The sequence below is a fragment of the Bradyrhizobium sp. 164 genome, from assembly GCF_023073715.1.
Taxonomy (GTDB): Bacteria; Pseudomonadota; Alphaproteobacteria; order Rhizobiales; family Xanthobacteraceae; genus Bradyrhizobium.
In genome coordinates this window covers 69,264-84,448 of record NZ_JADPKA010000076.1, presented here as the reverse complement: position 1 = coordinate 84,448, position 15,185 = coordinate 69,264, and the positions used below count along the sequence as shown (strand labels likewise).

Here is a 15,185-nt window from a genome sequence, read left to right as displayed (position 1 = left end):
ACGGCTCGCGACGGCGATGCCCCTGCCGCCCGCTAAACTGCCGCGTTGCGCGTGCGGATGCGCTTTGGCATAAATGCTCTACCGGTTACGCCGTTGGGCGATGGCGGCCGGCCTGCGGGACGTGATGAAGAACGGCCTCTATTCGATTCACGTGAGCCTGCTCGACGGTCGGGTCGGCAAAGGCAGCGGCGTGATCCTTTTCCGCGACGGCAAGATTCTTGGCGGCGACGCCTACCTCTATTACACCGGCAGCTACACCGTGAAGGACAACACCTTCAAGGGCGAAGTGCTGGTGCAGCGCCACACCTCGCCGCGGGGCGACGACAATCCGCTGTTCGGCGGCCCCGCCCCGGTCGGCATCGGCGTCAGTGGCACCTTCACGGAGACGCGCGGGGAGATGACCGGCACGGCGCTGGTCGGCAAGGCCAGCCAGATCTTCGGCGCGACGCTGCACAGGCTCGCCGACGTCGATTAGGGCGTGCCAATAAGTCACGACGCACGGCTCAAAACCAGTCTGCAGCAGCCTCCTGACATCCTGAGCAATAGATCGTATGCAGTGAGGATGCCTAGATCGTGGACATATCGCCCATGGGCACGTGACTCGGCGATCGAGTTCGGCCACCTCGCGGCGGCACAGGCGGTCGCGCTCGCCTGTCACCTTCACCCGAATGTCCAGGTCGCCGCCGTCCACAAGGGATGGCGCATGTACATGACCACATTCGGAGAGTTTCTCGCCATCGCGGGCGATATCGTCGTCATCCCGGCGGGCGTACCGCACGCCTCGCAAGGCGGCGCGGGCTCGATCGTCAACCATCTCTATTTACCGGGCGTTCATGCGGCGGTGAGAAGGATCTCGGGGCCGTTCTGCATCCGTAACTCGCGGGCAACCTTGCCAGAGGAGATGCTCGACGCGATCGGCTCGCATGATCCGTGCCCGAGACGTCTGACGCTGCCGGCCAAACGTGCCGCGCTGACGGAGCTGGTTTCGTGCGACGATCTCGACATCCGCACGATCGCGGCACGCCAGGGCCGATCGACCGACGGCTTCATTCGGCAGTTCAAGCGAGAGATTGGAATGACCCCTGCCGCCTATCGTCTTGCGCTGCGACTGGCAGCGGCACGCTCACGTTTGAAGTGCGGCGACACCGTCGCGGACGTGGCTTATGCCGGCTCGTTCTCCGACCAGAGCCACCTTGGTCGCCTGTTTCGGCGCGCTTACGGCGCAACGCCTGCCGCCTACCGCTGCGCGTTCGCAGATTGAGGCGGTCGATTTCGTTCCAGACGTGAATTGGCTCCAGGCGCTAAGCTGGCGCCACTTCCCATGCCATTACGAGCCGCGCATGAACCTTCTGGCAGCCTTCGTCGTCCTCTCCGCGGGCCTGAGCCTCGCCTTTCAGCAGGTGCTGAACGCCAGTCTTGGCAAGGCCATGCAATCAGGGAGGTGGGCGGCGTTCGTGAGTTATCTTGGCGGGACAATCGCATTACTGCTGGTCCTGATCGTCGTGCGCGAGCCGATACCCGCTGCCGCCCTGGCCGGACGAGCGCCTTGGATCGCATGGACCGGGGGAATTTTCGGCGCGATCTTCATCGCGACCAGCATCCTCATGGTGCCGCGCCTCGGCGTGGCGACGGTGTTGACGTTGATCGTCGTGGGTCAGTTGCTTGGTTCATTGGCGTTCGACCACGTCGGCCTGTTCGGCCTGCCGCACCATCCGATCACGTTGACACGGGCGTTGGGCGCCGGGTGTCTCATCCTGGGCGCGGCTCTCGTTCGCGGGTAACGATCGCCGGCAGCGCGGCGCGCTAGCGAGTCCGCGACCTGATCATTCCGCCGCTTGCTCGAGCGGCGCTGTGCGCGGCAGGATCATCTGGATGCGCGTGCCACCGCCCGGCTCGGAATCTAGGTCGAGCCGGCCGCCGAGCCGGTTGGTGACGATGCTGTAGACAATGTGCAGGCCGAGGCCGGTGCCGCCCTGATCGCGCCGCGTCGTGAAGAACGGATCGAAGGCACGGCGGCGGACGTCGAGCGACATGCCGCAGCCATTGTCGGAGAAGACGATCTCGACATTGTCCTTGCCGGACTCGCGCACCTGGATGTCGATGGTCCCCGGCCGGCCGTCCGGAAAGGCGTGCGCCACCGAATTGAGAAACAGATTGGTCAGCACCTGGCCGTACGGGCCGGGATAGCTGTTCATGGTGAGATCCGGCTGACACTCGACATTGAGCGTCAGATTGTGCTTTCGCAGACCGGGCCGCAGGCTCATCACCACCTGCTCGGTGAGGTCGCCAAGGTCGAAGCTGCGCTGGTCCGAATAGTTGCGGTCGGCCGCGACCTGCTTGAAAGACTGGATCAGCTCGGCGGCGCGGTTGAGATTGGAAACGAGCTGCGAAGAGGCATCGCGGCTGGTGTTGAGAAACTCGTTGAGCGTGGAGCGGCGGAGCTCGCCGCGCTCCACCTCGGCGGTGAACATCGCGGTCTTGCGCTCCAGCGCGGACGCGACCGTGAGGCTGATGCCGACCGGATTGTTGACCTCGTGCGCGACGCCGGCGACCAGGCGCCCGAGCGCGGCGAGCTTCTCCGCCTCGATCAACGAGGCCTGGGTCTCGCGCAGATTGCGCAGCGCGGTCTCGGCAGCTTCCTTGGCTTTGCGCATCTCCTGCTCGCCGCGCTTGCGCTCGCCAATGTCGAGCGCGACGGTGACGATGCGTTCGATCTCGCCTTCGGCGTCGAGCAGCGGCAGCTTGTTGACCAGCCATTGCCGCATGTTGCCGGAGGCGTCCTTGTACTCCTCCTCATAGAAGCCGAGCCCCTTGCGGAGCTTGAGCACGCGCTTGTCGCTCTCGTCAGACTTGGCTGCGCCGTAGCGCGACATCAGGTCGGCCGTGGTGCGGCCGAGCGCGTCGCTCGGCTCGATGCCGAAGATACCGGCCATGTAACGGTTCATCAGCACATAGCGCAGGTCGCGATCCTTGACGTTGATCACCGCCGGCACGGTGTCGATGACCTGCTGGAGCAGGCGCCGGCCTTCGGCGATGGCATCTTCCGCCCGCTTCTGGTCGGTGATGTCGCGCAGCGTGCCCTCGTAGCGGACGATGTTGCCCTGCTCGTCCCGCACGCCCGTGGCGCTGTCGGAGAGCCACAGGATGTTGCCGCTGCGCTGGCGAACCTGATACTCGAACTCGCGTACCATGCCGTCGCGCGCCATTAGCCGCTGATATTCGGCACGCGCCTCGGGGTGGACGTAGATCGTGTGGGCGATGTCGTTGATGCTGTCGATGAGGTGCTGCGGGCTGTCGTAACCCATCATCCGCGCCAGCGCCGGATTGGCGTTGAGGAGGTCGCCGGCCGGCGTCGTCACGTAAATGCCATCGACCGAGCCCTCGAACAGTTTTCGGTAGCTCTCCTCCGCGAGGCGCTGCTCGGTGAGCGCGCGCACCGCCGCCTCGCGCGCCGTGTCGGCCTCCTCGAGCGCGCGGCGGAACACTTCGGCCGCGCGCGCGATATCGCCGATCTCGTTGTCGAGGTCGGCCGAAGGGATCGACGTGTCCTTCTGGCCCGCTGCAAGCGCGCGAATGGAGCGCGCGATCTGGGCGAGCGGACGGACCGTCCTTCGCACCACGAACAACGCGGCGCCGATGCCGATCAGCACGCCGACCGTGCCGAGCACGATGCTCTGCCACCGCGCCTCGGTCAGCGTGCGGGCAAAATCGCGCGACAGCACGTGGCCGCGGCGCGAACTGACCTCGCGCAGCAATTCGGTGACGCGGCCGATCAGGCGGCCCTCGGTGCCCAGCACCTCGCGGTCGATGTCGGCGATCTGCCGCTCGCGGACGGCGACCGCCATGATTGCCTCGGCGTAATCGTTGACAGCCGACCTCAGCTTGCTATCGGCGGTGTCCATCGCCCGCATTCCCTCCGCGGCCTGCTCGGCCGCGGAAGGGTTGCGCGCCAGCAGCCCGAGCGCGATCCGGCTCTGCGCCTCGGACAGGCGGGAGGCCAGCTCGCGGTCCGCGGTGCCGGCGACGGCCGCGTCGAAACGGTCGCGCAGCGGTGGCAGGCCGGCGAGCAGCTGGGCGCGGCGGTCGATCAGGGTCGAGATCCGCTCCAGGCCGGTCCGATAGGTCGCAAGCCGCTCGGTGACCCCGTCGATCATGTCCTGCTGCTCGGGCGCGAGCTCGATGCGGGTCTTCTTCAGGATATCGCTTAAGGCGGAGGCCGCCTCGCCCACCTGCTGGAACTGGATGCCGGCGCCGGGATCGGTGACGAAGTCGCGCGCGGCAAGGCGCAATTCGTTCATGCGGCGATCGATGTCCTCGGCAAGGTCCCCGACGCTCTGGAGCCGCTGCAGCTCGGCGAAGGTGGTGTCGATATGCCGGATCGCAATCACGCTCGCGGTCGAGGTGACGATGATCACCGCCAGCACCAACAGGAAGCTGCCGAAGGTGAGCTGGCCGATGGAGAGCGAGAAGGTTCGCTTTTTCTCTGGGGTCGGCATCAATTCGGCGGACATTGGGGCTTTTGAGGACCAGGCTGCTGGAGGCCCAATATACGACGTATTGCGCCCCCGGGGGAACATGCCTCTGGCCGCCGAATATCCTTAATATCCGGAGCCTGCCGCCCCTTCTTCGTCTCGGACTAAGAGCTCTTGACGCTTGCCGGCCGCCCGGCCGGGATCGTCATGGCGGCAACGCCGAGGACGACGCAGGCCAGACCGATCCAGGCGGTGTGGCTCAAGGTCTCGCCGAGGAACGCGACGCTGATGGCAACCCCGATCGGGACGCGCAGATAGGCCTGCGCCGTGGTCCCGACCGAGCCCAATGTCTGGATCAGGCGGAAGTAGATCGCGAAAGCCGCCGCAGTCGAGAACACGGCCAGCGCGAGCAGCGCCAATACGGAAGTCGGCGAAGGCGACAGCCTCCAGGGCTGTTCGATCGCGAGCGAGGCCGGAATCAGCACGGCTGCGCCCGCCAGCAGCGAGCCGGCGGCCGGCGCCATGGGGTCGAGCCCCTTAAAACTGCGGCCGAAGATCGCGGCGCAGGCATAGCAGATCGTCGCGGCGACGATCGCCGCCTCCGCCAGCAGGCCGCTGTCGATGTCATGGAAGGCATTGACGCCGACGATCAGCAGGATGCCGGCCATGCCGGCGATCACGCCAAACAGCTTTCGCGGCGTCGTCGGCTCGTGACGGGTGATCAGCGCCGTGAGCAGGAAGGTGAAGATCGGTCCGGCCGAATTGAGGATCGTAGCAAGCGCAGCATCGACATGGCGCTCGCCCCAGGCGATCAACGTCCAGGGGATGACGCTGTTGAGCACGGCCTGGAAGGCGAAGCGCTGCCAGGTCTCGCGGTCGGTCGGCATCCCGATGCCGCGCGCCCGCATGACGGCCAGCAGCAAGAGGCCTGCGATCGTGGTGCGCGCCGCGATCAGCGTGACCGGCGGAATGGTGGCAACGCCCAGCTTGATGAAAGTGTAGGAGCCGCCCCAGAGCGTTGCGAGCGCGACCAGCAACGCCAGCTCGACGGCGATGTTGGTACCCTGCCGGTTGTCCATGACTTGCGTCCCATCCATTCGCGATGGACAGAACCTAGCGTGTCCGCGGCCGCCGATACTTCGTTTGGCGTCGAAGTATCTAGCCGACCGCGCCGACCTCGAACACCTCGCCATCGTAGCCGGCCTCGCGGGGGATGCGGAGCTGGCGGCCGGTTTCGGTCTTGGTCATCACAGGCATGACCGTGACGATCGACATCCCGCGGGCGTGCTCCAGTGCAGCACTCACGCTGCCCTGCTTGGCAAGCCGGATCAGATTGCGGGTGGTCGGGAACGGCAGCTTGAAGCGGCCGCTCGCCCCGCCCTCCACCGCCTCGCGCGGCGAGACCCAGATGGAATCGGTGGACTCGCGACCATCATGGGCGCCGAGCTGATCGGGCGGCGCGGCCGCAAGGAAGAACCAGGTGTCGAACCGCTTCGGCATGCCCTCTGGCGTAATCCAGTGCGCATACGGCACGAGCGTGTCGAGCGCGAGCTGAAGACGGTTATCGGCAAGGATATCGAGGAAGCTGACCTTGTGCTCGTTGAGCGCGACGCGATGCGCATCGGCGATCTCGCCGGCACGCTTGGCATCGACCGGTGCGCCCGAATCCTTCGATCGCGCCAGGAGGATGCCGCTCTCTTCAAAAGTCTCGCGGATTGCCGCGATCCGAAAGCCGCGGTCCGCCTCGCTTAAGCCCTCGCCGCCCGAATAGAGGTCGGCGCGGACCACGATCTCCTTGTCGCCTGCATCGACGCTGCCGCCGGGAAATACCAGCGCGCCCGAGTTGAACTCGATCTGATGATGGCGGACCATCATGAAGACCTCGATCTCGCCGCGGTTCTTGCCGTCGACATCCACGCCGTCGCGCAGCAGGAGGATCGTCGAGGCAGGGCGTGATGCGGCGGCTTCAGGCATGCGGCTAACCTGCGGCGCTGGATTGCGGGCCGAGATTGGCGCGCTTGTCGATTCGGGCGACGCGCGACAGCAGGTATTCGACCTCCGCCTTCGCCGCCGGCGTGATTGTCGCGCCGGGCTTGCGCTGCGCGCTGGAGGCGATGATGCCGCGCTTCTGGAGCACGTATTTGCGCACGGCAAGGCCGGCGCCCGGCTGCTGCTCGTAGCGGATCAACGGCAGATGCGCGTCGAACAGATCATGCGCGGCATCGCGCTTGCCTTCCTTCGAGAGGCGCACGACATCGATCAGGAGCTCGGGGAAGGCATAGCCGGTCATAGCGCCGTCGGCGCCGCGCTCCATCTCGAAATCCAAAAAGAGCCCGCCATTGCCGCAGAGGATCGAGAGCGGACGGAGCGAGCCGTCCTTCTGGAAATTGCGCAGCGTCGAGATCTTTTCCAGCCCCGGCCAGTCCTCGTGCTTGAGCATCACGCAGTTCGCATTGTCCATAACGATCTTGCGGATCACGGCGGGGGTGAACACCACCGAGAGCGTCAGCGGATAATCCTGAAGCACCCAGGGCACGTCAGGCCCGATCGCCTCGGCAGCCTGCTTGAAATAGCCGACGATCTGGTCGTCGGTGCGGAGCGATGGTGGCGGTGCGATCATGACGCCGGCCGCGCCGGCGTCCATCGAGGCCTTTGCCAGCGAGCGCATGGTGGCAAAACCCGGCGCCGAGACGCCGACGATCACCTGCATCTTCTTGGCCCGCTTGACGAAGCGCACCGCCACCTGCTCGGCCTCGGCGGCATCGAGCTTCGGCGCCTCGCCGAGAATGCCCAGCACCGTCACGCCGTCACAGCCGACCTCCTCGTAGAAATCGGTCAGGCGGTCGATCGAGCGCTCGTCGATCCGGCCGTCGTCATGGAACGGCGTCGGCGCGATTGCGAAAGTGCCCTTGGCGTCGGCGGTGAGTTTCATGTTCGTCTCGTCTCTCTTTCTTTTGTCATTCCGGGATGGTCCGAAGGACCAGATCCGGAATCTCGAGGTTCCGGGTTCGATGCTTCGCATCGCCCCGGAACGACAACTCAGCCTAAAACCGCCGCGCCCCCATCTTGATCTGCTCATCGGAGAAGAAGATCTCCTTGGCATGATCAACGATGTCCTGGGCCTTCCAGCCCGAGTGCGGCGGTTTCCAGCCTTCCATCTCCATCATCCGCATCTCGCGCACGCCGCGGGGCCCGGACACACCCAGCACCTTGCCGGTCTGGCCGCCCGACAAGTCGCTGACCATGTATAGCACGGCCGGCGCGATGCCGTCCGGCCCCAGCGCCGCGCCGGGGTTCTCCTTATAGCGGGGCAGGTCTGCTGTCATGCGGGTCAGCGCGCCCGGCGCCAGCGTCCATATCCGGATGTTGTACTTGCGGCCCTCGATCGCCAGCACGTTGGACAGGCCCCAGATGCCGCCCTTGGCCGCACCGTAATTGGTCTGGCCGAAATTGCCGATCAGGCCCGAGGTCGAGGAGGTGTTGACGATGACGCCGCCGCCGTTTTCCCGCATCCAGCGAAACACCGGCAGGGTGCAACAGAAGGTGCCCTTCAGATGCACCTTGATGACCTTGTCCCAATCCGCCTCGGAGGCTTTTGCGAAAGTCTGGTCACGCAGGATACCGGCATTGTTCACCAGGATGTCTGCCCGGCCAAAGTGCTTGATGGCGTCGTCGAACACCGATTGGCCGCCCTCCATGGTGGAGATGTCGGCGCCGTTGGCGACGGCCTTGCCGCCCTCGGCCTTGATCGCGTCCACCACCTTCTGGGCCATCGAGGTGTCGGCGCCGGAGCCGTCGCGGGGCCCGCCAAGGTCGTTGACGACGACCGAGGCCCCTTCCCGCGCGAACAGCTTTGCATAGGCCTCACCGAGCCCCCCGCCCGCACCAGTGATCAGCGCAACCTTGCCGTCGAGTAGTCCCATGGTGGCGTCTCCCTGTTTTGTTTTCGTGTTCCGGACAAGATGCAGCGTGAACGCTGCATCGCAGAGCCGGGACCCAGTTCTTCGTCGAGCATTCCCTGCCCCAGCTCAGCAGCGCATCACTGAGTGCTGCGCTGCGCCCGGGGCACGAGACCGACCTAACCCAGCACCGTCTTGCCGTTCTTGATCACGGTGACCCCGCGCGACTTCACCTTGGCTTCAAACGAGATCACGTTGCCGTCCTTCCAGAGGTCCATGGTTACGGTCTCGCCGGGATAGACGGGCGAAGAGAACCGGGCAACGTGCTGGCGGAAGGCCGAGGCGTCGTAATCGGCATAGGTCTGGAGCACACCGCGACAGGTGATGCCGTAGGTGCACATGCCGTGCAGGATCGGGCGCGGGAAGCCGGCCTTCCTGGCGAACTCGGGATCCGAGTGCAGCGGGTTACGGTCACCGCAGAGGCGATAGACCAGCGCCTGGTCTGGGCGCGTGGTGATGTCGATGGTCTTGTCGGGTGCGCGCGATGGAATCTTGTGCGGATCCGGCTGCGTCAGGTTCGGCCCGCCGAAGCCCCCGTCGCCACGGGCGAAGCGCGAAGCGACCAGCGTTGCCAGTTTCTCGCCCTTCTCGTTCTTTAGCACCGTCTGGTGGCTGATCACGACGCCCTTGTCCTTGCCCTTGTCGTAGACCTCGAGCACGGAGGAATCGGCGGTGATGTTCGCGGCGACCGGCAGCGGCTGGTGGAAGGTGATGTCGCGCTCGCCGTCGACCACCATCACGCGGTTGAGGTTCATCTCGCCGGGACCCGAACCCCACGCTGCGACGGACGCAAACGTCGGCACTACCTTGAGCGGCCGCGGCGTCAGCGTGCCCTCGTTGACGAAGGCAAGCTCCTTCTCGTCCATGGGATCGGCGCCTAGGCCGATGCCATAGGCGTAGAGCATTACGTCGCGGTCGGTGTAGGCGTATCTCTGGCCGATGTTTTTCAGGCATTTGAGTTCTTCGTATCTGGCGGACATGTTGTTTGTCTTCCTCCCGAATGTCTTCGGCACCGCCAGTTGAAGTGCCCTCTCCCCTTGTGGGAGAGGGCAGCGAGGACGGTGCGGCAAACTCGTTTGGGTGAGGGGTTGCTTCCGCATCGAGCAATCTCTTCGCGGAGCGATACCCCTCATCCGGCGCCAAAGCCGAAGCTTCGCTTCGGCGTCTTTAAGGGCGGCCGCCGGAGGCGGCCTATGCCACCTTCTCCCGCAAGGGGAGAAGGAAGAAAGCAATCAGGCCGGCGTGAAGAACGGCAGCGGTGCGCCGTCGGTCGGCTTGAACACCACCTTCACCTTTTGACCGATCTTCAGCTTATCGAGATCGCAGTCGACGAAGTTGGTCTGCACCGACGGCCCCTCCTTCAGCGTGACGTAGCCGATCGCGTAAGGACCGCTCGGCGACTTCCGCATCAGGCTGTAAGTGTAGATCGTGCCCTCGCCCGAAGCCTCCTCCCACACCGTCTTGTCCGAATAGCAGAACGGGCAGATCGCGCGCGGGAAGTAATGCGCTTCGCCGCAGGCGGTACAGCGCTTGATCATGAACTTGCCGCGGCCAGCGGCGTCCCAGAACGCTGCGGTCTCGGGATTGGTCACCGGGGCCGGGTATTTTTTTGCTTCGCTCATCACACGCGCTCCAGAATGGCGGTCGAGGCGGCGTGGCGAACACCCAAAAGGCCGCCCGTGCCATGGGCGATGGCGAGATCGCAATTCTTGACCTGCACCTTCGGATGCGCCTCGCCGCGCAGCTGCCTGACGGCCTCGATGATCTTGGTCATGCCGCCGCGGTTGACGGGATGATTGCTGCACAAGCCGCCGCCGTCGGTGTTGAACGGCAGCTTGCCGACGCCCGAGATCAGATTGCCATCGGCGACGAACTTGCCGCCCTCGCCCTTCTTGCAGAATCCGAGATCTTCGAGCTGCATCAAGACGGTGATGGTGAAGCTGTCGTAGATCGAGGCGTATTTGATGTCCTTCGGCGTGATGCCGGCTTCCTCGAAGGCGCGCGGGCCGGACCAGATACCCGCGGAATAAGTGAGGTCGAGATCCTTGCCGCCGCGCGGGCCCTTCATGGCCTCGCCATGGCCGATCAGGCGCACCTGAGGCTTCTTCAGGCTCTTGGCAATCTCTGGCGTCGTCACAATCAGCGCGCCACCGCCGTCGGAGACGACGCAGCAATCCATGCGATGGAGGGGATCGGAGATCATCGGCGAGTTCAGGACGTCCTCGACGGTGACGACGTCCTTGAGCATCGCATGCGGATTGTATTGCGCATGATGCGAGGCCGCGACCTTGATCCAGGCGAGCTGCTCGCTCGTGGTGCCATAGTCGTGCATGTGGCGCATGGCACACATGCCATAGGCATTGTGCGTGGTCGCGCCGTAAGCGGATTCGAAATCAACCTCTGCGCCGGCCGCGCGCGGCGGCATCACGCCGGTGCGTGGCTTGCCGGCCAGCGTGATCAGCGCGATCGAGCACTTGCCTGCCGCGATCGCTTCGGCGGCGTGGCCGAGATGGATGATGTAGGAACAGCCGCCGGTCTCGGTCGAATCGATATGGCGGAGTTTTTTGGTGTTCAGGCCGAGATAATCGACCATCGGCCAAGCGCCGCCGGGCGCATCGCCCGCGCAGAAATAGCCGTCGACATCGTCTTTGGAGAGCCCGGCATCCTCGATCGCGCCCTTGGCGACCTCGGCGTGGAGCTGGGCGGTGGATTTGTCCGGCGCATGCCGGGTCGGGTGTTCAAAAATCCCGGCAATGTAGGCCTTGCCCTTGATGGTCAAACTTCAGGTCTCCGCTCGCGTTTTTTCTTGCTCCGTTTTTCTGAACCGCGGTGGCCTGCTTGGCAAGCGCGGAAATATTCCGCCCTGCGAGAGGGTAGCGGGTGGGCCCAAATGGGGTCCGCCTCTTGTGCTGGATTGCGTCGTCGCAAGAGCTCCTCGCCAATGATGCAGGCGACAGCAGAATCCTAAAGCTGCTTTGCCCGACCGCGCAAGCGATTTTCTTTTTTAACGAAAACAACCCCATGCACAGTAGAACGGGGTTGATTTCAAAGAGGAAAATCGCAGAGCTAGGAGACCTACTCCGCCGCGATCTGCCTTGGCGCGGGCGGCGGGTTGGCGAGGTCAGCGGCGAGCTGGGCGTAGCGGGCCTTGGCGTCGTTTACGGCCTTCTCCTTCACCGGGCCGTAGCCGCGAATGCGGTCGGGCAGCGACAGCAGCTCCACGGCGGTGTCGTGCGTGACCGGCGACAGCAGGCCGAGCACGGTTGAAACGTCCTTCTCGTAGCCGGCGATCAGGTCGCGCTCGAGCTTGCGGTCGGCGCTGCGGCCGAAAATGTCGAACGGCGTGCCGCGCAGGAATTTGAATTTGGCCAGCACGCGGAAAACGTTCAGCATCCACGGGCCGAAGGCGCGCTTCTTCGGACGGCCGAGCGCATCAACGCCGCGGCTGAGGATCGGCGGCGCCAGGTTGAAGTTGAACTTGAACTCGCCCTCGAACTGGTCGCGGAGCTGCTGCTCGAAGGCGCCGTCGGTGTAGAGGCGCGCGACTTCGTATTCGTCCTTGTAGGCCAACAGCTTGGCGTAGTTCACCGCGACCGCGCGCGGCAGCGCTTCGCCATAGCCACCGTTCACCGCAACCTCGCGGACCTGGTCGACCAGCTTGCGATAACGGTTTGCCAGGCGAGCATTCTGATAGGCGGTGAGGTGCTTGGCGCGATGCTCGATGACCTCGTCCAACGTCATCGCCTCCAGCGTCTTGGGTGCAACGACCTCGTCCGTCCCCTTCAGCATGTCGGCGAAGCGCTTGGGATCGGCGACCGCGAGGCGGCCGAGGCGGAAGGCCTCCTTGTTCATCTTGATCGAGACGCCGTTGACCTCGATAGCTTGCTCGATCGACGCCGCCGACAGCGGGAACAGCCCTTTTTGATAGGCATAGCCCATCATCATCATGTTGGTGGCGATAGCATCGCCGAGCAGCTGCTCGGCCGGCTTGGTGAAATCGAAGAACACGGAGTCCTTGTGCAGCGCCGTTTCCAGCACCGCGTTGAGCTTGCGGGTCTGGAAATTGAAGTCGCGGTTGAGGACGAAGTCGGCGGTCGGGATGACGTGGCTGTTGATAATGCCGCGGGTGCGGCTGGAGTCGCAGAGCGAGATCGTGTCCTTGGCAACCGCGACCACCTCGTCGGCTGCGAGCACAAGATCGGCCGTTCCAGTGACGATGCGCGAGCAGGTCACCTCGGCCGGATGATCGGACAGGCGGACGTGGCTGAGCACCGCCCCGCCCTTCTGCGCGAGACCCGACATGTCGAGGATCATCGAGGCCTTGCCCTCGATATGGGCGGCCATGCCGAGCAGCGCGCCTATGGTGAGCACACCGGTGCCGCCGACACCGCCGACCGCGATGTTGTACGGCTTGTCGAGGATCGGGCGTGAGGCCGGCTCCGGAAGCTCGCCGATCTCGCTGAGCTCCGCCGGCGCGCGATGGCGCGGCGCACCGCCGTCGATCGTGACGAAGGACGGACAGAAGCCCTTCAGGCAGGAATAGTCCTTGTTGCAGGAGGACTGGTTGATAGCCCGCTTGCGGCCGAACTCGGTCTCGAGCGGCTCGACCGAGATGCAGTTCGACTGCACCGAGCAGTCGCCGCAGCCTTCGCAGACCGCCGGGTTGATCATGACGCGGCGCGGCGGGTCTTCCATCAAGCCGCGCTTGCGGCGGCGACGCTTCTCGGCCGCGCAGGTCTGCACGAATACGATGGCAGACGTGCCCTTGTATTCGCGGCACATCTTCATGACATTGTCGAGCTCGTCGCGGTGATACTTCTTCACGCCGGGCGCGATGGTGTCGGCCGGGTAAGCATCGGGGTTTTCCGAGACCAGATAGAGCTCGCGGATGCCTTCGGCGTAAAGCTGCTGGGTGATCTGCTGCGGCGAGAGATCGCCGTCATGGCGCTGACCGCCGGTCATGGCAACGGCGTCGTTGTAGAGGATCTTGTAGGTAATGTTCGCCTTGGAGGCGATCGCCTGGCGGATGGCGAGAATGCCCGAATGGAAATAGGTGCCGTCACCGAGATTCGCGAAGATGTGATTCTCCTTGGTGAAAGGCGCGATGCCGACCCAGGGCACGCCCTCCCCGCCCATATGCGTAAACGTTTCGGTCGAGCGGTCCATCCACAGCGCCATGAAGTGACAGCCGATGCCGGCCATGGCGCGGCTGCCTTCGGGGACTTTCGTGGATGTATTGTGGGGGCAGCCTGAGCAGAAATACGGGGTACGGGAGATGGGCGCGACCGCCTGCATCTGCGTGGCCTGGCGGCCGTTGAACCAGTCGGCCTTGACGCGGAGCATCTCCGCAATTTCAGGGTTGAGATTAAGTCGAAGCAGCCGCTCGGTCAGCGAGGTCGCAAGCGAGGCGACGCTGAGCTCGGCGGCGAAGGTCAAAAAGCGCTTGTCGTGCTCGTCCATCTTGCCGACGATGCGTGGGCGGACGTCGTCACGCCAGTTGAACAGCTCCTGCTTGACCTGGTTCTCGACGATCTCGCGCCGTTCCTCGACGATGAAGATTTCTTCGAGCCCCACAGCGAACTGCCGTACGCCCTCCGGCTCCAGCGGCCATGGCATGCCGATCTTGTAAAGGCGAAGGCCGATCTTGGCGGCGACCTCCTCGGTGATCCCGAGCTCGCGCAGCGCTTGGCGGACGTCCTCATAGCTCTTGCCGGATGCCATGATGCCGAAGCGGGCGTTTGGCGAATCCATGGTGACGCGGTTGACCTTGTTGGCGCGCGCAAAGGCGATCGCCGCAAAGCCCTTGTAGTCCTGTAAGCGACGGTCCTGCTCGAAGCGGTCGTCGGGCCAGCGCAGATTGAGGCCGCCGGGCGGCAGCTCGAAATCGGAGGGGATGATAAAGGGCTTCATCTCGTCGGTGAGGTCGATCTCGGCCGTGGTCTCCACCGTCTCCGTGATCACCTTCATGCCGACCCAGCAGCCGGAGTAGCGCGACATCGCGATGCCGAGCAGGCCCATCTCGATCATCTCGTGGATGCTCGAGGGATAGAGATACGGCATCAGCGCCGAGATGAAGGCATGGTCGGACTGATGCGGGACGGTGGAGGATTTTGCGCCATGGTCGTCGCCGGCAAGGCAGAGCACGCCGCCGTTCTTGGCCGAGCCGGCGGCATTGCCGTGGCGGAAGACGTCACCGCAACGGTCGACGCCGGGGCCCTTGCCGTACCAGATGCCGACCACGCCATCATATTGGGCGCCGGGCGAGAGGTTGAGCTGCTGCGAGCCCCACACGGCGGTCGCCGCGAGATCCTCGTTCACGCCGGGCTGGAACTTGATGTTGTACTGTTCGAGATGCTTCCGCGCGGCGAAGAGCTGCTGGTCATAGCCGCCGAGCGGCGAGCCGCGATAGCCGGAGATGAAGCCCGCGGTGTTGAGGCCGTTGGCGCGGTCGCGCCGGATCTGGGCCATGGGCAGGCGCACCAGCGCCTGGATGCCCGTGGTGAAAACGTGTCCGGTTTGCTGGGTGTATTTCTGATCGAGACTGATCGGACCCTGGTTGATGCCCATGCTGTCCTCTTCCGCCCTTCTTGGCCTTTGGCCACTTAAGCCGTTGCCTGCCCGTCATTTTTAGCTAGGGCGCGCCGACCATCTCCGCCACTCTATGTCGGAAATTTCACGCTCCGCATCACAAATCTGGAGCAAAGGGAGCGCCGGGTAAAAATAGCAATTTCGTGGCCTGAAACACGCTGGGCGT

Annotated in this window: 12 protein-coding genes; 3 read left to right on the top strand and 9 right to left on the bottom strand. The window is 64.6% G+C overall.

The annotated features are described in order from the left end of the window. Positions 1-124: 124 nt before the first annotated feature. The 3 genes from IVB01_RS24365 (at position 125) to IVB01_RS24355 (ending at position 1,781) form a co-directional block, all read left to right on the top strand. Positions 125-475, top strand: coding sequence for a GrlR family regulatory protein (locus IVB01_RS24365; RefSeq protein WP_247276239.1), 351 nt, complete (start codon positions 125-127; stop codon positions 473-475). Positions 476-709: 234 nt separating this feature from the next. Continuing rightward, complete coding sequence (locus IVB01_RS24360; protein WP_247276225.1) at positions 710-1,261, top strand: AraC family transcriptional regulator; 552 nt, start codon at positions 710-712, stop codon at positions 1,259-1,261. A 79-nt stretch (positions 1,262-1,340) separates the two neighbouring features. Then, positions 1,341-1,781 (top strand): DMT family transporter, encoded by a 441-nt coding sequence (locus tag IVB01_RS24355; protein ID WP_247276224.1) that lies wholly within the window; start codon positions 1,341-1,343, stop codon positions 1,779-1,781. A gap of 42 nt (positions 1,782-1,823) precedes the next feature. On the opposite strand, the gene IVB01_RS24350 is transcribed toward IVB01_RS24355, so the two are convergent. From IVB01_RS24350 to IVB01_RS24310, 9 genes are all read right to left on the bottom strand, one after another. Continuing rightward, entirely contained in the window at positions 1,824-4,511 is a 2,688-nt protein-coding gene (locus IVB01_RS24350) for a PAS domain S-box protein (RefSeq protein ID WP_247276223.1), read from the bottom strand. A gap of 125 nt (positions 4,512-4,636) precedes the next feature. After that, complete coding sequence (locus IVB01_RS24345) at positions 4,637-5,551, bottom strand: EamA family transporter (protein WP_247276222.1); 915 nt, start codon at positions 5,549-5,551, stop codon at positions 4,637-4,639. 79 nt (positions 5,552-5,630) lie between these two features. Then, the gene (locus tag IVB01_RS24340; RefSeq protein ID WP_247276221.1) at positions 5,631-6,446 is read right to left on the bottom strand and encodes an NUDIX hydrolase; all 816 of its coding nucleotides are present in this window, start codon (positions 6,444-6,446) and stop codon (positions 5,631-5,633) included. Positions 6,447-6,450: 4 nt separating this feature from the next. Further along, positions 6,451-7,404: a dihydrodipicolinate synthase family protein gene (locus IVB01_RS24335; protein ID WP_247276220.1), complete on the bottom strand. Its 954-nt coding sequence runs from the start codon at positions 7,402-7,404 to the stop codon at positions 6,451-6,453. Positions 7,405-7,516: 112 nt separating this feature from the next. Next, positions 7,517-8,395: an SDR family oxidoreductase gene (locus tag IVB01_RS24330; protein ID WP_247276219.1), complete on the bottom strand. Its 879-nt coding sequence runs from the start codon at positions 8,393-8,395 to the stop codon at positions 7,517-7,519. A gap of 155 nt (positions 8,396-8,550) precedes the next feature. Next, entirely contained in the window at positions 8,551-9,411 is an 861-nt protein-coding gene (locus tag IVB01_RS24325) for a MaoC/PaaZ C-terminal domain-containing protein (protein ID WP_247276218.1), read from the bottom strand. Positions 9,412-9,663: 252 nt separating this feature from the next. Continuing rightward, complete coding sequence (locus IVB01_RS24320; protein ID WP_247276217.1) at positions 9,664-10,053, bottom strand: Zn-ribbon domain-containing OB-fold protein; 390 nt, start codon at positions 10,051-10,053, stop codon at positions 9,664-9,666. Then, positions 10,053-11,210, bottom strand: a complete 1,158-nt coding sequence (locus IVB01_RS24315) for a thiolase domain-containing protein (protein ID WP_247276216.1) — start codon at positions 11,208-11,210, stop codon at positions 10,053-10,055. The genes IVB01_RS24320 and IVB01_RS24315 overlap by 1 nt, the downstream gene beginning before the upstream one ends. A 296-nt stretch (positions 11,211-11,506) precedes the next feature. After that, complete coding sequence (locus IVB01_RS24310; protein ID WP_247449489.1) at positions 11,507-14,998, bottom strand: indolepyruvate ferredoxin oxidoreductase family protein; 3,492 nt, start codon at positions 14,996-14,998, stop codon at positions 11,507-11,509. Positions 14,999-15,185: the final 187 nt, after the last annotated feature.

Coding starts and splice junctions, on each gene's coding strand:
- IVB01_RS24355 (WP_247276224.1), top strand. CDS start 1,341: ATGAACCTTCTGGCAGCCTTCGTCGTCCTCTCCGCGGGCCTGAGCCTC.
- IVB01_RS24335 (WP_247276220.1), bottom strand. CDS start 7,404: ATGAAACTCACCGCCGACGCCAAGGGCACTTTCGCAATCGCGCCGACG.
- IVB01_RS24310 (WP_247449489.1), bottom strand. CDS start 14,998: ATGGGCATCAACCAGGGTCCGATCAGTCTCGATCAGAAATACACCCAG.
- IVB01_RS24345 (WP_247276222.1), bottom strand. CDS start 5,551: ATGGACAACCGGCAGGGTACCAACATCGCCGTCGAGCTGGCGTTGCTG.
- IVB01_RS24320 (WP_247276217.1), bottom strand. CDS start 10,053: ATGAGCGAAGCAAAAAAATACCCGGCCCCGGTGACCAATCCCGAGACC.
- IVB01_RS24365 (WP_247276239.1), top strand. CDS start 125: ATGAAGAACGGCCTCTATTCGATTCACGTGAGCCTGCTCGACGGTCGG.
- IVB01_RS24325 (WP_247276218.1), bottom strand. CDS start 9,411: ATGTCCGCCAGATACGAAGAACTCAAATGCCTGAAAAACATCGGCCAG.
- IVB01_RS24330 (WP_247276219.1), bottom strand. CDS start 8,395: ATGGGACTACTCGACGGCAAGGTTGCGCTGATCACTGGTGCGGGCGGG.
- IVB01_RS24360 (WP_247276225.1), top strand. CDS start 710: ATGACCACATTCGGAGAGTTTCTCGCCATCGCGGGCGATATCGTCGTC.
- IVB01_RS24340 (WP_247276221.1), bottom strand. CDS start 6,446: ATGCCTGAAGCCGCCGCATCACGCCCTGCCTCGACGATCCTCCTGCTG.
- IVB01_RS24350 (WP_247276223.1), bottom strand. CDS start 4,511: ATGTCCGCCGAATTGATGCCGACCCCAGAGAAAAAGCGAACCTTCTCG.